The following is a 22839-nucleotide window of genomic DNA, read 5'->3' on the forward strand; positions in this document are numbered from 1 at the left end:
GGGACTGGACCGGAACAAATCCGGTGTGTTGGACCGGAAAGCCCGCGAGACAGGATCTACCCAATTTGCAGGGCCGTGACTTTCCAGAGACCGCCGTTGAGTTCAAAGCGCATGGCGATGGCGCGGAAACGTGTCTTGTCCGCAATCACCACTGCGGCCTCAAAAATCCCAGGGGCGACTGCGCTGCAATGAACTGAGTGGATTTGGGGCTGGTGGTGCAGGGTGCGTACATTGTCGGCACTGGGATCGTGGCTGCGGCGACGGAATTCAGCCTTGTACGCCTCGGCGTGCAGGCGCGCGCGAGTGGTCAGGGCGCTCAGACACATGGTGTCCAGCCATCGGGCCAGCTGCTGCACCGAGCGGGCCCCGCTGAGCACTTCAAGGACGGCCTGGGCCACCTTGCACGACATCGACCCCACCACCGCACGCTCTGCAGCCTCTGGATCCAAGACGCCAACGGTGCCAGACACGGCATTGCTGCGATCCGGTCGCTGGCGCTTCACGCGTTCGTTTCGACCGGGCAGCTTCACGACGTCTCCGCCATGGGCGGTTTCAAATCCGGGGCCCGCGGGTTGGACGGGCTTGACCACCAGCAGGGTGGGGGTGCCTGCTGCAGAAATGGCGGGGGTGCTCATTGGGTGCTCCTTTGCGTTCCTAAAACGTTCTTGCCGGCCGAACGGAGACCAAGCTCGTGCCGCTCCGCGGTTCCGGAATCATTCAGCTATCGGCCTGCCGGTGCGTGGAGGATTTGGCCTGGCAGGATGAAGTTGGGGTTTGCCCCGATCGTCTCCCGATTCGCCTTGTACCAGCCCGGCCAGGCCAGTGCGACGTCGACATCGCTTGAGTACGGTCCCAGGGCAGCGGCCACGATGCTCCACAGGCTGTCACCTTTTTTCACAACCACGTCCGTCGGACCGCTGCCGCCGCCAGCTGCGGTGGGGTTCGGACCGGACCGTGTGGAAGGGCGGAGAACAAGGTCGGGAGCAATGTCAGGTGCGTGTGGGATCCACTGCGGCTCCACCGGCGCGGAGGGAACGGCCGGCAGGACGTCCTGCGTGGCGCCCCCGTTGCCGGTGGGCAGGCTTTGGGCGCCGCTTGATTCGGTGCCGGCAACTTTTGCCGGGGCCGTGGCCACGGAATCGGCGTGCCACTGCGGGTCAATGCCGGGCCCCTCAGCGGCGCCGGCCAACGGAGCAGCCAGCAGGTTCAGCCCCAGCACGGCCGTGACCACCCGCCGCATGAAGGCTGGCGACCAAGCCTCGGCGAATGCGGCAAGCCGGACAGCCCCCAAAGACTGCGCCGCGCCTGAGATGCAGGCACAGGCAAAGGCCAGCAACCACCAGCTGAGCAGTCCGATTCCTGCACCTGCAGCAGTCACACCCAGCAATTCAGGCAGGTTGAGCCCGGGAGATGCTCCGGTGCCGCTCCAGCTCAGACGCAATACGGAGGAGCCGCTGAAGACCAGCGAAGCGCCAAGGAAAAGGATCGCGGCCGCCATGCCCACATCTGCACGAGTTTGCCGTTTCATCTGCATCTCCTTTGAACGATTTAGAGATTATTTGACATCGATTGTATCTGTATAACCTATTTTGAACCCGTTGAGTGAGCCCTGTCCATAGCCTTGCGAAAGATTGTGGACAGCTCGTGGCAGCGCCCCAACGCCGCCGCTTGACTGGGCGGCTGCCCGCGCCTAGCGTGACGCCATGCGATGGGATCTGCTCTTTGGCGACTTGGAAGCCCAGATGCATGCCGCCACGCAGCAGGAACTGGAACGTCAGATCAACGAGCTGGCCAGAATGGAAGCCTCTCAACTGACCTTGGCCCAGGCATTGCGCGGTGCCGTGGGCGGGCAGCTTTCACTTGTCATGTGCAATGGCACGGCGTTTCATGGTGAGGTTCGCAGGGTGGAACCGCAGTGGGTGCTGGTGAATGAAAGCAACCGTTCAGTCCTGCTGCCCCTGACAATGATCCTGCGAGTACAGGGCTTGGGTGCCCAACGGGCCACGGCGGCGTCGAAAGTCCCTTACACGCTCGCGGCAGCACTGCGAATTCTCGCCCGCAACAGGTCGATGGTCGTCCTCGATTTGGACAGCTCCCGCCCGGCCACCTTGCGCGGAGTGCTTGACCAGGTGGGTGCCGATTACGTGCAATTGATGCAATTGGCCGACGGCGTCAGCCGGGACCGCGAAAACCGGCAGGGCAGCGTTGTGGTCCCCATGAATCAACTGGTGTCAGTGGCATCTTCGACGGACAACGAGTTCTGAACCCTGCTGGAACGACGCAAGCCGCACGGGCTGCCGGCAACCCTGAAACCATTTCACGCCGGCACCAATTCACGCCGGCACCAATGGGCAGCGCCGATGGACCAACCGCTCGGACCAACTGCCCGACTTGACTGCGCGGCTTAACTGCGTGGCGTCGGGCTCTCGGCGGCCAGCATTGCCCTGGCCACTGCGTGACGGTCGTCAATGAACTGCTCAAACTTTGCTTCATCCACGCGCCACTGGCCGCGGCCGCCGATTTGGAAGGCGGGCAGCTCACCGCTGTGCACAAGCGCATAGCATGCTGCGGCTGAGATTTGCAGCTGTTCGGCAACGTCGGCCAATGTCAGAAATCGAGGCATGCAATCATTATCTCCCTTTTGAGCTCATTTGACGAGCTTTGTCGTGCATATCCACAGCCTCCACGCGATCGAGGCTGCAGACACTCGAGCCAGCCGCAGATGCTCGCTCAGTTGAGGGGCTGTTTTGGCGACGCGTCGCTCGGATACGGGCCACCGGGGGCGTTTCATTTCGCCGTAATTGCCCTGAGCCGCGAGACCCCGTCAAGGGCCGGAGCGCTGCAAAGGTCTCAAGCTTGCTCCGGACACTGCATGTGCGGCACCAGCTCAAATATGATGGGCCGCAACACAGCACTTGTCCACAGATTCGGCCCATTTCGGTCCAAAGGCTATCAACCCGGGGCGATCAGCGGTAGAACTGGAAGACGGCAGCAACGACACGTGGCTGCCCACACTGGACGCGGGGCTGGCCGCCCCAAAGCTGCCGGCCGGCACCACTCGGACGATGCCGGCCGGCACCACGTGGCGGCGGGTTCCCAAAGTGGAGGAACTATGGCTATGGATGCGCAGGGGCCTGCCCCTCGATTAAGCAAGCCGTCGTGGAAGGACCCGCGGCTCTTGATCGGCATCCTGCTTGTCCTTGCCGCCGTCGCGGGGGTGGTGGCCCTGGTTGGAAGTGCGGGCAAGACCATGCCCGCCTATGTGGCCAAGGATGCCTTGGTGGTCGGCCAAAAGATCACCGCCGACTCATTGACTGTGGTCCAAGTCCAGCTGGGGGACGCGGACGGCAAGTATCTCGACCCCAACGACCCCCTTGACGACACGGCCGTGGCCATCCGCATCGTGCCCAAGGGCGAGCTTGTAGCCCGCTCCAGTGTGGGAAAAACCGACGCCCTGGACCGCAAGCCCGCATCGGTCAGCATCGACGAAGCCCTGCCCAAGGAAGTTGTTGTTGGTTCCCATGTCGACGTGTGGGTTGCCTTGCCGGACGAGCGCAACGGCTATCAGGTGCCGATCCTCATGCTGCCCGGCGCGGAGGTTGCTGCGCTGAACGTTTCCGCCTCATCGCTGGGATCGGGCAAGAACATGCAGCTGATGGTTCTCGTCACCGACACGCAAATGCCCAAATTTCTTGGTGCCGTCGCCAACAAAGCCAAAGTCTCGGTGGTGTGGAATCCCGGAGCTGCGCCGTGAAGCAAATAACGGTTGTTTCGGTGGGGGACACGGCAACTGGCGTCATTGCGGCGCTCGCGCAGCAGCCCGGGGAGCTGCGGATTGTGCGCCGCTGCCCGGCGCTGGCGGACCTTCTTGCCGCCTGCCAAAGCGGTCTGGCACAGATGGCATTCGTCGCCGACGACGCCGGTGACCTGACGGCGACACTCGTCGACAGGCTTGCCGCGGTGGGCGTCAGTGTTGTGGCCGTGGCGGGTTCCCCGGCCGAGGCGCAAAGGCTGCGTGGCATCGGGGCATCCGCTGTCACCGGGTCCGTCACGGCTGAGGCGCTGGGCGTGGTGGTCCGCGCGGCCGTCGAAGGGCGCAGGCACCCGCGGCAGGCCGGGTTTTCCGTCCCTTCCCCCGGCGCCCGTTCCGTGGAGCAGGATCCGTTGCTGAAGTTCGACGCCGGAGCCGGCCTTTCGCCCGAAACCGGCACCTCCGCTGCCCGCCCGGCAGGGGATGACCAAGGCGCCGCCCCGGCGGCGGCCGGAAGCGGCGGCACAGACGCCTCCGGGAGTCCGGCGGCAGGAGTTGCCGGTTCCCCGAAGCAGAGGTCCTTGAAGCGTGCACCTTTGAAACGGACACCAAGACAGGGAAAAGCCGCTTCTGCTGCCGCGTCTGCTGCCGGGCCCATTGCTGCCGTGGCTTCAGCAACAGCAGCTTCAGATGCCGGCGGCAGCGGGTTGGCGAAGCCAACCGTGAAGAACGACGTTGCGGCTGGGAACGCAGCTGCCTCCGGCGGGACAGCGGCAGGAATGCCCGGCCAGCAGCTGCGCACGGGGAAACCAGTGGGCCTGCGGGCAAAGATTGCAAGCAGCCTGCATCCGGGACGCGATACGGCCCCTGCACGCGGCCGTGCCAAACGGCCAAAGTCCAAGAACGCCGCCACGGCCAGTGGGCATCAGCTGCCGGCCGGATACGCTCCCGGCCATGTTCCCGCGGACGGCGGCGGGCCCGGCACCCTTGTGGCGGTGTGGGGGCCCATCGGCTCACCGGGACGGACCACACTGTCAATCAACCTTGCAGCCGAACAAGCTGCCGCGGGCCGAACGGTCATGTTGATTGACGCGGACAGCTACGGCGCGAGCGTTGCGGCGGCCCTGGGCCTGCTTGACGAGGCGGCGTCATTTGCCCAAGCGTGCCGGGCCGCAGACCAGGGCGCCCTCACCGTTGCACAGTTGGCGAAAACTGCGACCCAGGTGGTGTTTGACGGCGGCACCTTCTCGCTGCTCACCGGATTGACGAGGGCGGACAGGTGGCCGGAATTGCGGGCAGCCGCCGTCGAACGAGTCCTTGGCCTGGCCCGGGAGCTGGCTGGACTGGTCATTGTGGATTGCGGCTTCGCCCTGGAAAATGACGAAGAGCTCAGCTACGACACGGTGGCGCCGCGGCGCAACGCAGCAACCCTGACGGTCCTGGCCCAGGCGGACATCGTGTACGCCGTGGGCAACAGCGATCCCATCGGAATCCCGCGGCTGATTCGCGGGTTGGGCGAACTGCACCAGGCCGTCCCCGCGGCTGCGGTCCGCGTGGTTGTCAACAAGGTGCGGCGCAAGGCTGTGGGCGGTGCCCCGGAGAAGTCCCTGGCACAGGCGTGGGAGCGCTTTGGGCCGGCCCAGGGCATCAGCCATTTTCTGCCTTGGGACCCCGACCTCACCGACAAGGCACTGCTGGAGGGGCGGCTTTTGCTGGAGATAGCAAGCGATGCCCCACTGCGTCGCGCCATCCGCGGGATGGATTGTGCAGGTGACCAACGAAACTCAGATACCGCTGTAACAAACGCCACAGCAAGGGTTGGACTTCAGGGCTAGGCTCAATTGAAGGATCGCAAAGAAGCGGTCGTAAGTCTTTCACGGAGGCGTTAATTCATGTCATTGCACTCACCCAGCCACCAGCCAGTCCGGGACCAGAGCCGGTATGGCGGCCAGTCGTTCCTGAATGACTACTTTGTGCAACTGTCCGAGGAGGACGCTGCGCTTTATGATCCGGAGTTGTTGAATGCCCGGGCACATGCGCACCAGGAGCTGGCGGGCAACCGCACCCCCGGCGAGGCCAATGTGGAAGTTCGCGACGAGCGCGACGCCAGCGTGGTTTTCATCATCACCGACGACATGCCGTTTTTGGTTGACTCCGTCAGCGCTGAACTGGTGCGGCAGAAGCTTGCCATCCACCTGGTCACGCACCCCGTCTTCGTGGTCTCCCGCGACAAGGCAAGCAACGACCTGACGTCCGTGACAAAGGTGCCCTCCCACGCCGGCGTCGCCAGCGGTGACACCTCGGCGATGCCAAACATTGCCCACCTTCTCGGCGACGGTGACAACAGCTCCTTCCTGGAGTCCTGGATCGCCATTGAAATCCCGAAGATTGGCGAGGCCGCCAAGGAAGAGCTGCTGGCCGGATTGGCCAAGGTGCTGGCAAACGTCCGGGCCGCCGTTGAAGACTGGCCGGCCATGCGGGAGAAAGCCCTGAGCCGGGCAGAAATTTTGGCAACAGTTTTGGCAGGGGAGTCCCTGATCGACCTCCGCGAAGCCGAAGATCTGCTGCACTGGATGGAAGCCGACAACTTCACCTTCCTTGGCTACCGGGAATACGATCTGCACAAGCGCGACGGCGAAGACGTCCTGGTGAACCGCGAAGGCAGCGGCCTGGGCCTGCTGCGCGACGGGTCGAGCCACCCCACTGTGCAGCACCTGACGACGACGGGCCGACGCAAGGCCCGTGAGAAGCGGGTCCTCGTCATCACCAAGGCCAACTCCCGCTCCACGGTGCACCGCGGGGCCTACCTTGACTACATTGGCATCAAGTCCTTTGATTCCCAAGGCAACGTCAATGGTGAGCAGCGCTTTATCGGCTTGTTCTCCTCGGCTGTCTACACCGGCTCGGTCCGCAACATCCCGGTGGTGCGTGAAAAGGTCGACGCCGTCCTGCGCCACTTCGGCTACCCGCCCAACTCCCACTCGGGCAAGGACCTGTTCGCAGTCCTTGAGACCTACCCTCGCGACGAGCTGTTCCAGATCGAGGTTGCGGAGCTGATCGAGATCGCCAACGGCATCCTGCGGCTGGCCGAACGCCGTCGTACGCGGTTGTTCCTGCGCCCCGACATTTACGGCAGGTTCATGTCGGCGCTGGTCTACATCCCCCGCGATCGCTACACCACGGCCGTGCGACACCGCATCGAGGAAGAACTCACCCGCACCTTCAACGCCAGCTCCATCGACTTTGAAGCACGCATGAGCGAATCGGCACTGGCCCGCTTGTTTTTCCGCATCCGCCTGTCCAAGGACTTCAAGGTTCCGGCCGACCTGCAGGTGTCCGAACTGGAACAGCGGCTGGTTCGCGCGGCCCGCTCGTGGCCCGAGGGCATTGCCCGGGTGCTGCGCGACTCACACCCGCTGGACGCAGCCGACCGCCTGGTGGCCAAATGGTCCGATGCCTTCCCGGCAAGCTACCGGGTTGATTTTGAGGTGGAGGACGCCCTGGCCGACATCACCCGCTTTGAGGACTTCGACGCCGAGTACAAGGCAGCCATTGCGGCCGGGCTGACACCGGACAGGTGCGCTCCCGGCATGCATGTCTACCTGCCGGCCGGCACGGAGCTGGATGAAGACGCCCGCGTGAAGCTGTACATGGCCCACCCGCAGAGCCTCAGCAAGATCCTGCCGTTCTTCCACAACCTCGGCATCGAAGTTCTCGATGAACGCCCCTTTGAGATTGAAACCGCCGACAAGCGTGACTTCTTCCTTTATGACTTGGGCCTGAAATACCCGGCCGGCGTTGACCCGCTGGCCACCGCGGCATTGCTCACCGACGCCTTTGGCGCTGCCATCACCGGGCTCAGCGAATCGGACAACTTTGACCGCCTGGTGCTGACGGAGGGCATGCACTGGCGCCAGATCGTCATCCTCCGCGCGTACGCCAAGTACCTGCGCCAAATGGGCAATACGAATTCGTTTGGGTTCATCGCGGACACGCTGCTGCACAACGTGGCCGTGACCCGCGGTCTCGTCGAGCTGTTTGAGGCCCGTTTCAACCCGGCTGTTGACGAGGCGGACCGCGCAAAGCTGCAGGATGAGGTTCACGGCCGCCTCAACGAAGCGCTTGAGGGCGTGCCCACCCTTGACGCCGACAGGGTCCTGCGCACCTTTGCCAACCTTGTCGACTCGACACTGCGGACCAACCACTACCGCGGCCGCGAGTACCTGAGCCTGAAGCTGGACCCGTCAACCATCGAGGGGCTGCCGGAGCCGAAGCCCATGTTTGAGATTTGGGTGTATTCCCCCCGTGTTGAGGGCACGCACCTGCGCTTTGGCAAGGTGGCACGCGGCGGCTTGCGCTGGTCTGACCGCCGTGAAGATTTCCGCACCGAGGTGCTGGGCCTGGTCAAGGCACAAACCGTCAAGAACGCCGTCATTGTTCCCACCGGTGCCAAGGGCGGCTTCTTCGCCAAGCAGCTGCCCAACCCGGCCGTTGACCGCGGCGCCTGGATGGCGGAGGGCAGGGAGAGCTACAAGACGTTCATCCGCGGCCTGCTCGACGTCACGGACAACCTGGTGGCCTCCGCCGACGGTGAAGTCGTGGTGCCGCCGGAAAACGTGGTGCGCCACGACTCGGAAGACACGTACCTCGTGGTGGCTGCGGACAAGGGCACGGCCTCCTTCTCTGACACGGCCAATGCCATTTCCGCGGACTACAACTTCTGGCTCGGCGACGCGTTCGCCTCAGGTGGCTCGGTCGGCTATGACCACAAGGCCATGGGCATCACCGCCCGGGGCGCGTGGGAGTCGGTGAAGCGGCACTTCAGCGAGTTCGACGTCGACACCCAGACCCAGGAGTTCACGGCAGTTGGTGTGGGGGACATGTCGGGGGACGTGTTTGGCAACGGCCTGCTCCGGACCCGCCACGTGCGCCTGGTTGCGGCCTTTGACCACAGGGACATTTTCCTTGATCCCACACCGGAAGCCGGCCCGGCCTTTGACGAGCGCCAGCGCCTGTACGACCTGCCCCGCTCGTCCTGGCAGGACTACAACAGGGAGCTCATCAGCGAAGGCGGCGGCGTGTACCCGCGCTCGTTGAAGTCAATTCCGATTTCAGCACAGGTGCGCACGGCACTTGGCCTGCCCGAGGGAACCGTGAAGCTCAGCCCGCCGGAACTGCTCCGTGCAGTGCTGCTGGCCCCCACCGACCTGCTGTACAACGGCGGCATCGGCACCTACATCAAGGCGAGCACCGAAAGCAACGCCTCAGTGGGGGACAAGACCAATGACCCCATCCGTGTTGACGGTGCGGATCTGCGGGTGAAGATCATCGGTGAGGGTGGAAACCTTGGCATGACCCAGCGGGGCCGCGTCGAGGCTGCCCTGCACGGGGTCATCCTGAACACCGACGCCATCGACAACTCGGCCGGCGTCGACTGCTCGGACCATGAAGTGAACATCAAGATCTTCGTTGACCGCATGGTTGCCGCAGGCAAGCTGGACCCGGCTGAACGCACGGCGTTCCTGATGTCGATGACGGATGAAATCGGGCAGCTGGTGCTTGAGGACAACATCGAACAAAACATCCTGCTGCTCAACGACCGCCAGCGGGTTGTCGAGTGGAGCCCCAGCTACGAGCGTTTCATGGACTGGCTGGAAGAGCATGCGGGCCTGAACCGCGAGCTTGAGGCACTGCCCACCAATGCCGAGCTGCGTGAGCGCCTGGCCGCCGGCCAGGGACTCACCTCCCCCGAACTGGCGGTCCTGCTCGCCTACGCCAAGATGGAACTGGCCACCTCGCTGAGCAACAGTGACCTGGCCACGGACCCCTGGTTCAAGTCAACGCTGCGCCGCTACTTCCCGAAGCAGGTGGCCGAACGCTTTGACGCAGAGTTGGACACCCACCCGCTGCGCAAGGAGATCATTGCCACGGTGGTGGCCAACGACATGGTCAACCTTGGCGGCATCACCTTCGCGTTCCGCGCCATGGAGGAATCCTCGGCTGGCGAGGTCGTGGTTGCCAAGGCCTTCGTTGCCCTGCATGAGATCTTTGACTTTGCCTCCATGACGGCGGCACTGCGGGAGCTGCCGCCGTCGTTCCCCACAGAGCAGTGGTGCACCGTCCACCTGGACATGCGCCGCCTCTTGGACCGGGCGGTGCGGTGGCTGGTCAATGAAGGCATTGGCCTGCAGGGCATTGAAGAACTCGTCAACCGGTTCAAGCCGGTTGTTGGCGGGCTGAGCACGCACATGGGCGACTTTTTCCAGGGCGTCGACGTGGAACGCGTGGAGGCGTGGTCCGGCCGGGCCGCCTCCTTTGACATGCCGCCGTCGCTGGCCAGCCGGTGGGCTGAACTCTTCGAAACGTTCCCGCTGCTGGACGTGGCAAAGGTCAGCGAGTCGCTGGACGAACCGCAGGAGGCAGTCGCCAGCGTCTACTACGCGCTGTACAACCGCTACGGTGTGGATGCCCTGCTCGAACGCATTACGGCACTGCCGCGCAATGACAGGTGGCAGGCGCTCGCCCGGGCAGCATTGCGTGACGACCTTTATGCGACAACGGCGGACATGACGCGCAACGTCATGGACAGCACCGCGGACGGCACCCCCACGATGGAGCGGATCGAGGCGTGGGAAACTGCGAACCAGGAGCAGCTGGCCCGTGCAGTGCGCATGTTTGCCGAGGTCAACGAGCTTGAGGAAGACGACATGGCGTCGTTGTCTGTAGCATTGAGGCTCTTGCGTTCAATCGTGCGGCGCTAAACTCGTCGTCGTTCCGCAGTTTTTGCGGTTGCAACTGCACGGTTGCAACAGTTAGTGCGGTGCCCGTTGTCTTCAACGGGCACCGCCACCCACTTTTAAGGAGCCCGCATGGCAGTCTTTGCCGACATGATCAGGGAAAGTTCGGGTCTGGGCCCGGGCGACGCCGAATGGCTGCACTTGCTGGTCGGAGACTGGCAGATGATCGCCGATTTGTCCTTCGCGGACCTGGTGTTGTGGTTCCCGTCCAATGACGGGGAAAGTTATGTGGCCCTGGCCCATGTGCGGCCGTCGACGTCCCACACCATGTTCCATTCGGACTTTGTGGGGGATCGGATCCAGCCGCTCCTTGAGCCGTTGGTGCAGACGGCATGGAAGAGCCAGAACATAGAGCGCTCGCATGAAACAAAGGTGTGGAATTCGGATATGGCCATGCGGGTTGAGGCCATCCCCATGGTCCGCAACGGCCGCACCCTGGGAGTCATCACCACCCACATGGACCTCTCCAGCTCGCGCATGCCGTCCAGGCTCGAGCTGACCTACCGTCAATGCGCGTACGACCTGTTGAAGATGGGCACCCTGGGCCTGTGGCCCGACTTTGCCTCACCGACAGGGTCGCGGCGCGGCGCCCCCCGCGTGGGTGACGGGCTGCTGCGTCTGGACGTTGATGGGATTGTCCAGTACGCTAGCCCCAACGGGGTGTCGGCGTTCCGCCGGCTTGGTGACGGCGAATCCCTCGAGGGACGCTCGCTGGCCGAGGTCACCACGGGGCTGCTCAAGGACAGGCGCATGGTCGATGAGACGCTGCCGCTCGTTGTCACGGGCCGGATGCCGTGGCGGACCGAGATTGAGTCCCGCGGGGTGAGCTTGTCCCTGCGCGCGATTCCCCTCCGTGATGCCACCGAGCGCTTTGGTGCCCTGGTGCTGTGCCGCGATGTGTCGGAACTGCGCCGCCGGGAACAGGAATTGGTGACGAAGGACGCCACCATTCGCGAAATTCACCACAGGGTGAAAAACAACCTGCAGACAGTGGCAGCCTTGCTGCGCATGCAGTCCCGCCGCATGCACAGCGAGGAAGGCAAACAGGGCCTCGAACAGGCCATGCGCCGGGTGGCCACCATTGCCCTCGTCCATGAGACCCTGTCCCAGGGCCTGGCTCAAAACGTTGACTTTGACGAGCTCATCGACAGGCAGTTCAGGATGTCGGCCGAGGTGGCGTCCCCGTCACAGCGGGTGCACACCGAACGTGAGGGTGCCTTTGAGGAATTGCCCAGCGACTTTGCCACCCCGCTGGCGCTGGTGATCAATGAACTGGTGGCCAACGCCGTCGAGCATGGACTGCAGGACCGGGAAGGGACCGTATGGCTCACGGCGCACCGGTACAAGAACGAGTCAGGTGATGACGCACTGACGGTGACCATAGCGGACGACGGGCTGGGGCTTCCGGAAGGGAACATCACCGAGGGGCTGGGGCTGCAGATTGTCCGGACACTTGTCACCAGTGAACTGGGCGGCACCATTGAATGGTCCCCGCGGGAGGGCGGCGGCACGGTGGTCGAGCTGCAGATGGCACTGATCAGCAGGCACTAATTAGCCGGCACCAGTCCCCGAGCACTTCAACTGCACCCGCCGCACGCCGCTGCTCGCAGCGGGGCGCTCGTGGGTGTGGGCCGGAGGAGGGTGGTTGCTTTAAAAGTGGCGGCCCTGCAACAATCATCGATTGTTGCGGGGCCGCCAGGGAAGTGCAGTTAGCTGGCGCGCCGGGCGCGGGCTGCGCGACGCTTCATGGCGCGGCGTTCGTCCTCGCTCAAGCCACCCCAAACTCCCGCGTCTTGTCCGGATTCAATGGCCCACTTCAAGCAGGTGTCGATCACGGGACAGCGACGGCATACGCTCTTTGCTTCCTCGATTTGCAGCAAGGCCGGGCCCGTGTTTCCCACCGGGAAAAACAATTCCGGGTCCTTGTCGAGGCAGGCTGCGCGACTACGCCAGTCCATGCTGATCACTCACTCCTTATTAAAAACTGTAGGCAAACTGCCGCCATCTTGTGAAAAAATTCACTTTTGGCCACATAAGAAAAGGCCCTTATGGGCCCCTTTAGGTCATTGAGTTAAGCGTGTCATGTTAACTCTTCGTAAACAAGGGGTAGGGATGGAAATATTAGCGTATAACCGTGAGCGATACATCACAATGCCTGATTGTTTCGTGTCTGCTGCAGGCAAAATTCACGGCTGCCTTCCGGCAAACTCCGATAGGGTGCAGTTGTGCGAAAAGATCCCCATACTCCCGCCGAAAGACCCTCTTCAGAAGGCGCCGACGCGCTGGAAACGAACCTCCCCGCCGCAGATTTGCCCCGCCCTGCCGGTGTATATGTTGTGGCTGCCGTTGTCGGTCTTGAAGCATTGGCGATGGGCGCCATTGGTGTGTGGTCGATCTTTTCCGCTTTTCTACAGCCGCCACGTTCCATCGCCAGCGCCGTGTTCTTGACAGTCCTGCTGCTGGCCTTGGCAGCCGGTCTGGCCGCCGTGGCTGTCAACGCGTTCAGGGGATTCAGGTGGACCCGCTCGGCGGCATTCGTATGGCAGCTGTTAATGGTGGCCATTGCCATGCCCGCTTTAATGGAGGGCCATATTGCGGTGGGGCTGTTGTTGCTGCTGCCGCCGCTGGCTGCCGCGTTTTTCCTCTTCACGCCAAGAGTCGTGGCCTTCTCGCTGCGCTCCGGGGGCGAAAACAACGTCTTGTAATGCAGCCGGTGTCAAGGCCTCCCCACCTTCACGATTGCCTCCTGCATGGACTGCTGTTCAGTCGGCTCGGTGACATCCGGGAACTGAAACCAGGAGAGTCGGCCGCGGTCAATCAGGACCCCGCGCCCCTGCGGCTCGGCACCCGCTGTATCAAGCCGGACACCGAACAAGTCGGCGTCGCTTGGGCGCTGCGGCCTGAGCACTACTCCTTGCTGGGGTGATCGGAGTCCCCACTCCAGCGGCAGCATCGACAACGCCGGACCGGGGTAGGGGAACACCGCCACTATTGCCGCCCCGGAGGCCAGGCTGCGAGTTGCCTGCTGCAACTCCTCGGGTTTGAGGGAGGCAGCGTCATCCAGCCACACGATTCCGTCTGTCCGTGCCCCTGACTGTTCCGCTGAGCCCGGCGGAAAACGGCCAGTGAAACCGTCGTTAAGAAATGCCATGGCCCGGATAAAGCTAGATTTACCTGTCCCCGGCCCGCCAACCACCGGCAGCACAGTCCCCGGTGCCAAGTTGGTTTCCACCAGCTGCAGACCGTCGCCGCCCACACCCACAACCACTGGTCGTCGTGGTGCTGCCTTGGCAGCGACGGGGAAGCGGCGGCCAGCAGCCAGCTGTAGCATCTGCGCCATGGAGAGGCTCCGCGGCAGGGGAGCGACGTGCAGGGTGTCGGCCGCGCAGCCTGGGGCAGCCCGAGCCGCGCCGGCATCGTTCAGTGTGGATGTGCCGAGTTGGGCGATGTGCATGGTTTCGGCATCCCCGGACGCAGCCTCGGCATTGATGGGCCCGGCAATGGCGGCTCTGCCGGGCATTGGCATGAATCTGGGCAGCCTCGGCCATAGCATTGTGGCTTCCGCGCTGCTTCCGCAGCTGAGAAAAATCCTGTTGGGAATGGCCGCCTGGAATGTGGCCGTGAGGAGCTCGCGGCCGCCGCCAACGGCCACCACCAGGTTTGGCGGACTGAATCGGACCAGCTCGGAAATGGTCTCCTCGGCGTCGTGCCACGGGCCGGACCGGAACGCTGTCACCCAGCGGCCCCAGTCGGTAATGCAGAGGACCAACGTTGCTGTGCCGCTTCTAGCAGTCTCGGCGAGCCGGTGCGCCAGGTGCGCGGCCGTCCGCAGGTGTTCCGGCGTCAGGGAACTGCCCACCCATGGGCTGCCGGCGAATGAACCGAGCGACCCGTCGCCGTCGAGCAGGTACAACAGGCGCGGGACGGACTTTGGCGAGCCGGCGGTATTTGCGTTGGCACCCAGGAGTTGGCCCACCATCAGGGCAATGGCAGCCGACGTCTCCGCTGCGGTGCCAAAGCAGGCCAGATGCGAATGCAGCTCCGGATGCCATGGCAGACGCTCAAGGGACTGGCGTTGGGGAACGTCGGCGAACCCCAGAAGGACGGTGCCCCCGGCGCTACCCACTTGGCTCAGTGCCATGTCGGCAGGCAGTTCGGGGGCAACGACCACCGGGGCGGCGCCAGGCAGCGCGCCGGAGCCAACTGCCTGGCGCCAGGCAACGGCCATGAGATCGGCCACGGCCCCTCCATCGCTTGCGGAAAGCCGGGGGTCTTCTTGGGCCACGGAATCGGCGGCGAGCCGTTCAGCGGCAAGTTCCACGAGCGGCAGCCCGCCATCCGCAACGACGGGGAGGCGGAGGGTGGCGCTTTGGAATTCTTCAGGGGGCGATGCTGCGCGGCTGATGTAGGCGCGGCCGGGGGTGGCCACGCTGATGCTTGCGGCCACGCCGGTGCCAATGACATCCGTGGAGTCGAAGGCCGATTGCACGCGCAGGCAGATGGAGCTCGTGACGTTGGCACGGATGTCAGCATTCAAGGCGCCTTGCGGGCGTTGTGTCGCCATCACCAGATGAATGCCCAGCGACCTTCCCACGGCGGCAATGCGCATCAACTCGGCCAAGGCGTCGGGGAACTGGTCAACCAAAACCCTGAACTCATCAACGACGACCACCAGGTGGGCCATTGCATGCCCGCCAGCGAAGGCCCCGCTTTGACGGGCGCAGGCGCGGTAGGCATCACTGTCGGAGGCCTCCATGGCTGCCAGTGCAGCCTCCCGGCTGTGCAACTCCGTGCGCAGGGACGCCAGGGTTCGGTCCATTCCGTGGCCGCCCAGATCGGTAATGAGTGAGCTTGTATGGGGGAGCTTCCCCAAGACACCCAGCCCTGCGCCACCCTTGAAATCGATGAAGACAAACTGCAGGTCGGCCGGGGAATGAACCGCAGCCAGGCTGCCAACCAGGGTTCGCAGAAACTCTGACTTGCCCGACCCCGTGGTGCCGCCCACCAGCAGGTGCGGACCGTCGTGGCGAAAGTCAAACATGGTGGGGCCGGAGCCGGACTGGCCCAGGGGAATGGGGCGCAGTGGCCCCCCGGCGGCGAGTTTCCATTGCCGCAGCAAGGCGGCGGCGGTCCCCTGCTCCGGCAAGGGCAGTGAATTGGCTGCCAGGGAACCCTGCCCGGCCGGACCGGGGGCCGCAGTGGTGCCGGCCCGTCGTCGTGCGTAGCTGTCGAAGACCGCGGCGGGCACACCATCAGGGGTAAAGGTCCGGCCGCCAAATTTTCCCTCCACGTGATTTCCCGCGGACTGGATCCTGACCCGGGCCGACACTGCATTTGTCGTGGAGGGGGGAACTGTGGTGGCTGAAACGGCGCCCGCAGGCAGGGAACGGGACGTGTGCGGGCCTGCAGCTGGCCCGGGGGATCCTGGTGCCCCGCCCTCATTCTCCGTGGCAGTTGCGGGCAGCTCCGGATTGCGCATGACAAAGCGCAGGATGCACAATCCGGGCGTTGAGAAGGTCAGCGGGTCGGTGGATTCATCGACCATGACCAGGACAACCGGCGGACTTCCGGCGTCCGCGGCTGTGCCCGGACGCAGCCCGGCGAGTGCCCGGACTGCGCCCTGAACAGTGCTCGCAAGTACAGTCCGGGGCAGAAACCTGGCCGCCAGCGGAAGGCTCCCTGCCGGCCCGAAGAGCACCGCCTGCAAACCGGCGGCGTCCAACTGCATCAAGGCGTAGCGGACAAGTCCCAGCACGGCCGCAGGAGGTCCGTTCACGATGACCGGCTGCGAACCCAACGGCACGCTGAAGGGAAGGCCAGGCAACACCGGCGCTGAAAAGGCCGGATTGTCGGGGGTCAAGAGAATGGCGGACGGCTGGGACGCCGTGCCGATGCGCAGCTCAGCAGCCATGTCGAACGGTCTTGCCCGTGGTATCACGGTGCTGGCACGGGCGGCCATTGCCAACGTGCCCGCATCCGGAAACGTGTGTGAGCGTCTGTCGGCATCCTGACTTGCGGCCCACTGCACGGCGGCCAGGAGGCCCTTGCGGCGCCTGGAGCCACCAAGGAGCGGGACCAGCACCGTCATGGCACCCATGGCGGAAAAGGCAAGGAACATCCACGATCCCGTCAGCAGAGCCAACACCACGCCCAGCACCAGGGGCAGGCAGCCAGCAATCACCATGGGCCCCCGGTTTCGGGCCGCTCCCGAAGGGTTGGCGACAACAAGCGGCTCAAGCGCCGCAGGGTTCAACGGCCACAGGACGGACCCGGCGGGAACCGCGCCACCGGCACCCGTTGAGCCTCCAAAGGGAGAGGCCGGGACTGCGGGTCCGGACACCGGCGTGATGTGTGCAGTGGCGCGGCTGGATGCGTCCTCCGAGAAGCCCGGATCGCTGAATCTGAGCTCAACGGTGCTGCTGCCGCATGAAATCGACTGGCCCGTTTCAAGAAAAGCTGTTCCCTTGACGGGTACGGCGCTCGCGGTGGGGGATCCGCAAAGACTTCGAAGCGAAAAACCGCTGGAACCGGGCGCGGCAGCAAGCGAAATGCTGTGGGCTCCCACAACCAGCGTGCCATGATGCCGTGACAGTGCCGGGTCGGCTATTGAGATGCGGCATTGACCGCGGCCGATCGTGTAGGTGCCGCGGTGCAAGGCAAAGACAGCCCCGGCTCCTGGCCCGGAGCACACCGCCAGAACAGCGGCAATTCCTTCCTCAGCCGCGGGCACGCCCCTTGCTGCCCGGGTGGCACCGGTACCTGCCGACGCGCCGGCAGACGGTTCCGCCCAGGCAACCACGACGGCGCCGTTCACCAGCGGGGCCGTGCCGGCGTGCAACATTTCAAGCGGCAGGTTCGCGACGGTGAAGGCGCAACCCGGCCAGTGTTTCGCCAGGGCACGTTGGAGCGACAACCCCGAACAGGCTGCCCGCTGCACGGCCGCCGGCCATGTGATGCTCAGCTCGGTGGGCTGAAATGACGCGGCTGTAAGCCCCAGCAGGCTTGGACCCGCAGCGGCCCCTCCCAGTCCTCCGTCTCCAGCCGGGCGCACCCCCGCCACCACTGTGACCTCAAGCAACATGGCACCCTCCTTCCAGCAGCCCGTCTGTCCAACCTGACCGCAGCCGCAGTCCCGGCCCAACACGGCCAAGCGGGCCACAGCAGCTCCCTGTTTTCGAGCCTAGGCCCGATGAAAGTGTTGGCGGTGTCCGGCGTCGTGCTTTGTCAACAAACTGGCAGCCAGCATGCCCTGTGGAGGAATCAGCAGGCAGCACCGCGCACCCGATGGTGTGAGGAGGGCCACCCGGGCCAAAGCAATGGATAACGTTCGGGTAACCTAGGAAGATAGTCCGTGGCACTGCTGTGCCCGGAAATCACTAACAAGCAACACAGGAGAGTTTGTGAACGCTGACCTGGTCGTCGTCGGTTCGGGCTTCTTTGGCCTGACCATCGCAGAACGAGCCGCCACCGAGTTGGGGTTGAAAGTGGCAGTCCTTGACCGCCGCCACCACATCGGCGGCAACGCCTACAGCGAGAACGAGGCCCAGACGGGCATCGAGGTGCACCGCTACGGGGCGCACCTTTTCCACACGTCCAATGAGCGCGTGTGGGAGTACGTGAACCGGTTTACGGCGTTCACCAACTACCAGCACAAGGTGTACACCTCACACAACGGCGAGGTGTACCAGATGCCCATCAACCTGGGCACCATCAACCAGTTCTTCCGCTCGTCCATGGGCCCGGGCGAGGCGCGTGCGCTGATCCAGGAGCAGGCCGGCGAGCTGGCGGGCACGGATCCCACCAACTTGAATGACAAGGGCATCCAGCTTATCGGGCGGCCGCTGTATGAGGCGTTCATCAAGCACTACACGGGCAAGCAGTGGCATACGGATCCCAAGGACCTGCCGGCGTCGATCATTTCCCGACTGCCCGTGCGCTACAACTACGACAACCGCTACTTCTCCGACACCCACGAGGGCCTGCCGGTTGATGGTTACACGGCGTGGATCGAGCGCATGGCCGACCACCCTAACATTGAAGTGGTGCTGAACACCGACTTCTTCGACGACGGCGAATACTCACGCAAGGCTGTCACCGGCCAGGTCCCAGTCATCTACACCGGCCCGGTTGACCGCTACTTTGACTACGCGGAGGGCGACCTCTCCTGGCGCACCATCGACCTGGAGCAGGAAGTGCTGCCCATCGAGGACTTCCAGGGCTGTGCCGTCATGAACTACCCGGATGAGGCGCAGAAGTACACGCGCATCCACGAGTTCCGCCATTTCCACCCGGAGCGCAGCTACACCAAGGATGCGACCGTCATCATGCGCGAGTTCAGCCGCTTCGCAGAAAAGGGCGACGAGCCGTACTACCCCGTCAACACCAGCGATGACCGCAGCAAGCTGCTGGCCTACCGCGACCTTGCCCGCGGCGAGCAGGACGTGCTGTTTGGCGGCCGCCTGGGCACCTACAAGTACCTTGACATGCACATGGCCATCGGTTCGGCCCTGAACATGTTCGACAACAAGATCAAGCCGCACTTCACCGGCGGGGCAAAGCTGCAAAGCGGAGGAGTTGACGCGTGAGCGTAGTCGAAGCGGAACACAAACTGGCAGTGCTTCAAAGAGTTGTCCTGCCCACCGAGTCCCAGGTGGACACGCTGCCGCTGTATGTCGATGCCGGCTCCGCCAGTGGCATTCGGTTGCGTGAAGACGACGAACTGGCCCGCACCCCCAAACTGCCCGAAGACAAGCTTCAGCTCTTCAGCTCCGGCGGGCCCGGGGTTCACTTTGACGACATCCTCTCGCGCCGCTCCATGAATGTGCGCCCCGGAGAGCAGGTCTCCTTTGGCACCTATTTCAACGCTTTTCCCGCAAGCTACTGGCGGCGCTGGACGGATGTTCGCACCGTCAGGCTCGAAGTTGCCACCCAGGGCGGCGGCACAGTAACGGTCAGCAAGTCCAACGCCCGGGGATCGATCCAGCATGTGGAAAGTGTCAGCGTAAACGGCACTGAAACCGCAATTTTTGAGTTGACCCTGATGCCGTTTGGCGACGGCGGCTGGTACTGGTTTGACCTGGCCGCAGGCCATGACGGGCTGACGCTGGAAGGTGCACAGTGGACCCTGCTGGAGGCCCCGCGGGCAAATGGCCAGGTGACCTTGGAAATCACCACCATGAACAAGCCGGATTACTGCTTGAACAACGCCCGGCTCCTGGCCGCCAATCCGGAAGCGCTGGAGAACGTCAAGGAAATTTTGATCGTCGACCAGGGCACCAAGAAGGTGCGCGATGAGCCAGGCTTTGCCGAGGTCAGCGCCGCCTTGGGCGGCAAGCTGCGCATCATCGACCAGGGCAACCTGGGCGGCTCGGGCGGTTTTGCCCGTGGCATGTACGAAGCCGTGGAGAATGGCAGCGACTATGCGCTGTTGTTGGATGACGACGTCGTCGTGGAACCCGAGAGCATCCTGCGCATGCTGGCATTCTCCGACCGTTGCAAAAAGCCCACAATCGTGGGCGGACACATGTTCGACCTGCACAACCGCAGCGTGCTGCACACCTTTGGCGAGGTCGTGGATCCGCACCGCATCGTGCCGGCCATTCCGCACGCCGACATGGACATGCGCCATGACTTCAGCATCGCCAACCTGCGCCAAACCTCCTGGCTGCACCGCCGTGTCGACGTGGACTACAACGGCTGGTGGATGTGCATGATCCCCACCGCCGTCATCCGCGAAATTGGCCTGTCCCTTCCGCTGTTCATTAAATGGGACGACGCCGAGTACGGCCTGCGTGCGCGTGCAGCCGGCTTCGCCACGGTGTCCCTGCCGGGGGCGGCCGTGTGGCATGTCTCCTGGCTGGACAAGGACGACATGGTGGGCTGGCAGTCCTACTTCCACGAACGCAACCGCTTGATCACCACCTTGATCCACAGCCCCTACCCCAAGGGCGGCCGGGTCCTGCGCGAATCGGTGCAGGCCGACGTCAAGCACCTGGTGTCCATGCAGTACTTCACCGAGCACGGCCGCTTGGAGGCGCTCAAGGACATTTTCAAGGGTCCCGAGCAGCTCCACGAGGTGTTGTCAACGAAGCTGCCCGAGATCAATGCCCTGCGTGCCCGGTACGCTGACGCGCAACTGCAGGAAAACGTTGACGATTTCCCGTCGCCCATGCTGGGCCGGGGACCGATGGGCGGCGCGCCGATAGGCCTGCCCAACAAGAAGGACCTCGTTTCCTGGGGCATCAAGACAGTTGCCCGGCAGCTCGTCAAGACCCCCGCCCCCGAATCGGCGGTGCGCCCGCAGGGCGTGCTGGCGCACCGGGACAGCCGCTGGTTCCGTCTGGCCCACTACGATTCCGTGGTGGTGACGAACGCTGAAGGCACCGGCATGTCCTGGTACAAGCGCGATCCCAAACTGCTGCGCTCCATGCTGGCAGAGTCTGCCCGCCTCCACGTCCGCCTCGTGAAGGAATGGGACGAGCTGGCCGGACGCTACCGGGGCGCGGTGGCAGAAATAACGTCCATGGCCGCATGGAAGAAGACCTTTGACGAGCATTCAGTGGACGGCCGGTAGATGGCTGATGTTACCAATGAGCTGACCACGCCCGGAAGCGGACGCGGCCTGCTTGGCGTTTACTCCAACCGGTTCCTGCTGAAGCTGCTGGTGCGCAAGGAAATCAAGGTGCGCTACCGCGGATCGGTGCTTGGACTTCTGTGGTCGTATGTGAAGCCGTTGATGCAGTTCATGATCTACTTCGTGGCACTGGGTATTTTCCTCAACCTGCAAAAAGAAACACCCAATTACGCCATCTACCTGTTTTCCGGGATTGTGCTGGTCAACTTCTTCACCGAAACACTCGGAAATGCCACCCGGTCGATCGTCGACAACAGGGACTTGATCCGCAAGATCTACCTGCCCCGGGAACTCTTCCCGGTGGCAACCGTCTGGGTTTCGGCGGCTCACTTCCTGCCCCAAGTGGTGATACTTGTGGCGGCCAGCCTCCTCGTGGGGTGGCAGCCGTCGGCGTACCAGCTGCTGGCAGCTGTTGCGGCGTTCATCGTTGTGGCCATTTTGGCGATGGGTCTTGGGCTGCTGTTCGGCGCCGTCAACGTCTACTTCAGGGACTCCGAAAACATTGTGGACATGATCCTCATGGTTGTCACCTGGGCCTCGCCCGTGCTGTACGTGTGGACGATGGCCAGGGACGCACTTGGCTCATGGTTCTTCATTTATCAGGCGAATCCGATGACGGTTGCCGTGGAGATTTTCCACTGGGCGTTTTGGCACCCAACGCTGTCAACCGAGCAGCTCGGCATGGTTGAACTGCCGCCGAACCTTATTGCCTTCTGGCTGCCTGTTTCATTGCTGGTGTCGTTGGCCGTCTTGTTCATCGGCCAGCTCGTGTTCCGCCGACTTGCCGTCCATTTTGCCCAGGAGCTTTAAAATGCCCGTAGCTGAGACCGTCGCCGACAACATCGCCATCACCTGCCGCAACCTGCGCAAGGTATTTGTGCTGCGCAATACACGCTCCATGAAGGAGTCGATCGTCTGGCTCGTGAAGGGGCGCAAGGGTGATTTGTCCAAGCGTTTTGACGCGCTGCAGGACATTTCCCTGGACGTCGTGCAAGGCGAAACAGTCGCGCTGCTGGGCTTGAACGGTTCGGGCAAGTCAACGTTGTTAAAATTGATCTCAGGAGTATTGCAGCCCGACGGCGGAACGGTTCAGACCCGCGGGCGGGTGGCAGGGCTCATCGAGGTGGGTGCCGGGTTCCACCACGACCTGAGCGGACGGGACAACGTCTACCTCAACGGGGCCATTTTGGGCATGACCGAGAAACAGATCGACACGATGTTCGACTCGATCGTGGAGTTCTCCGAAATTGGGGAGTTCATTGACACCGAAGTGAAATTTTATTCCTCCGGCATGTATCTGAAACTCGCGTTCTCCATTGCCGTCCACACGGACCCCGAAGTTTTCTTGATCGATGAAATCCTGGCTGTGGGCGATGAACCGTTCCAGCGCAAGTGCATCAAGAAGATCAAGGAGCTGGCAGCTGCGGGAAAAACACTCTTTGTGGTGAGCCACGACCTTGACCTGGTATCCACGGTTTGCGAACGCGGTGTGCTCCTGGAACACGGCAGGGTTGTCATGGACGACGCGGTTGACGTTGTCGTCAGGGAATTGCGGCAACGGTCCGAGGCTGCGTAGCCGCCCGGGCCAGGGTGACATGCGGTGTGCTGAATCAACCATGTGCCGCTTTGGTTTGTGTTGAAGTGAATTTGTAGGCTGC

14 protein-coding genes and 1 pseudogene are annotated in these 22839 nt (G+C 63.5%); 10 read left to right on the forward strand and 5 right to left on the reverse strand.

Annotation, left to right across the window (positions count from 1 at the left end):
- Positions 1–56 precede the first annotated feature (56 nt).
- Positions 57–635 (reverse strand): Rv3235 family protein, encoded by a 579-nt coding sequence (locus tag ACT3TS_RS10015; RefSeq protein WP_444531366.1) that lies wholly within the window; start codon positions 633–635, stop codon positions 57–59.
- An 86-nt stretch (positions 636–721) separates the two neighbouring features.
- A complete protein-coding gene (locus ACT3TS_RS10020) occupies positions 722–1528 on the reverse strand; it encodes a LysM peptidoglycan-binding domain-containing protein (RefSeq protein WP_444531367.1) in 807 nt (268 codons plus the stop codon).
- Between the two features lie 175 nt (positions 1529–1703).
- Here ACT3TS_RS10020 and ACT3TS_RS10025 point away from each other — a divergent pair, with 175 nt between their 5' ends.
- Positions 1704–2264, forward strand: a complete 561-nt coding sequence (locus ACT3TS_RS10025) for a hypothetical protein (protein ID WP_444531368.1) — start codon at positions 1704–1706, stop codon at positions 2262–2264.
- 140 nt (positions 2265–2404) lie between these two features.
- Here ACT3TS_RS10025 and ACT3TS_RS10030 read toward each other — a convergent pair whose 3' ends face one another.
- Positions 2405–2623, reverse strand: coding sequence for a helix-turn-helix domain-containing protein (locus ACT3TS_RS10030; RefSeq protein WP_444531369.1), 219 nt, complete (start codon positions 2621–2623; stop codon positions 2405–2407).
- Positions 2624–3112: 489 nt separating this feature from the next.
- On the opposite strand from ACT3TS_RS10030, the gene ACT3TS_RS10035 reads away from it, so the two are divergent.
- The 4 genes from ACT3TS_RS10035 to ACT3TS_RS10050 all read left to right on the forward strand — a co-directional run bounded on the left by ACT3TS_RS10035 (position 3113) and on the right by ACT3TS_RS10050 (position 12099).
- A complete protein-coding gene (locus tag ACT3TS_RS10035; protein ID WP_444531370.1) occupies positions 3113–3754 on the forward strand; it encodes a hypothetical protein in 642 nt (213 codons plus the stop codon).
- Entirely contained in the window at positions 3751–5586 is a 1836-nt protein-coding gene (locus ACT3TS_RS10040) for an AAA family ATPase (RefSeq protein WP_444531371.1), read from the forward strand. Before ACT3TS_RS10035 ends, ACT3TS_RS10040 begins: the two co-directional genes overlap by 4 nt.
- Before the next feature lie 57 nt (positions 5587–5643).
- Complete coding sequence (locus ACT3TS_RS10045) at positions 5644–10512, forward strand: NAD-glutamate dehydrogenase (RefSeq protein WP_444531372.1); 4869 nt, start codon at positions 5644–5646, stop codon at positions 10510–10512.
- Between the two features lie 108 nt (positions 10513–10620).
- The gene (locus ACT3TS_RS10050; protein ID WP_444531373.1) at positions 10621–12099 is read left to right on the forward strand and encodes a sensor histidine kinase; all 1479 of its coding nucleotides are present in this window, start codon (positions 10621–10623) and stop codon (positions 12097–12099) included.
- Between the two features lie 158 nt (positions 12100–12257).
- On the opposite strand, the gene ACT3TS_RS10055 is transcribed toward ACT3TS_RS10050, so the two are convergent.
- Entirely contained in the window at positions 12258–12506 is a 249-nt protein-coding gene (locus ACT3TS_RS10055; RefSeq protein WP_038469266.1) for a WhiB family transcriptional regulator, read from the reverse strand.
- 267 nt (positions 12507–12773) lie between these two features.
- On the opposite strand from ACT3TS_RS10055, the gene ACT3TS_RS10060 reads away from it, so the two are divergent.
- Entirely contained in the window at positions 12774–13253 is a 480-nt protein-coding gene (locus tag ACT3TS_RS10060; RefSeq protein WP_444531374.1) for a hypothetical protein, read from the forward strand.
- An 11-nt stretch (positions 13254–13264) separates the two neighbouring features.
- Here the strand turns inward: ACT3TS_RS10060 and ACT3TS_RS10065 are convergent, their stop codons facing one another.
- The gene (locus tag ACT3TS_RS10065) at positions 13265–17629 is read right to left on the reverse strand and encodes an FtsK/SpoIIIE domain-containing protein (RefSeq protein ID WP_444531375.1); all 4365 of its coding nucleotides are present in this window, start codon (positions 17627–17629) and stop codon (positions 13265–13267) included.
- 316 nt (positions 17630–17945) lie between these two features.
- Here ACT3TS_RS10065 and glf point away from each other — a divergent pair.
- From glf to ACT3TS_RS10085, 4 genes and pseudogenes are all read left to right on the forward strand, one after another.
- Positions 17946–19133: pseudogene (gene glf / locus ACT3TS_RS10070) on the forward strand (UDP-galactopyranose mutase); the annotation flags it as partial.
- Positions 19130–21121, forward strand: coding sequence for a glycosyltransferase (locus tag ACT3TS_RS10075; protein ID WP_444531376.1), 1992 nt, complete (start codon positions 19130–19132; stop codon positions 21119–21121). The pseudogene glf and the gene ACT3TS_RS10075, both read left to right, overlap by 4 nt.
- Positions 21122–21991, forward strand: coding sequence for an ABC transporter permease (locus tag ACT3TS_RS10080; RefSeq protein ID WP_444531377.1), 870 nt, complete (start codon positions 21122–21124; stop codon positions 21989–21991). It begins immediately after the preceding gene.
- 1 nt (position 21992) lies between these two features.
- On the forward strand, positions 21993–22757 hold the full coding sequence (locus ACT3TS_RS10085) for an ABC transporter ATP-binding protein (protein ID WP_444531378.1): 765 nt from the start codon (positions 21993–21995) through the stop codon (positions 22755–22757).
- The last annotated feature ends 82 nt before the right edge of the window (positions 22758–22839 follow it).

It is taken from the genome of Specibacter sp. AOP5-B1-6, from assembly GCF_052376555.1.
GTDB lineage: Bacteria > Actinomycetota > Actinomycetes > Actinomycetales > Micrococcaceae > Specibacter.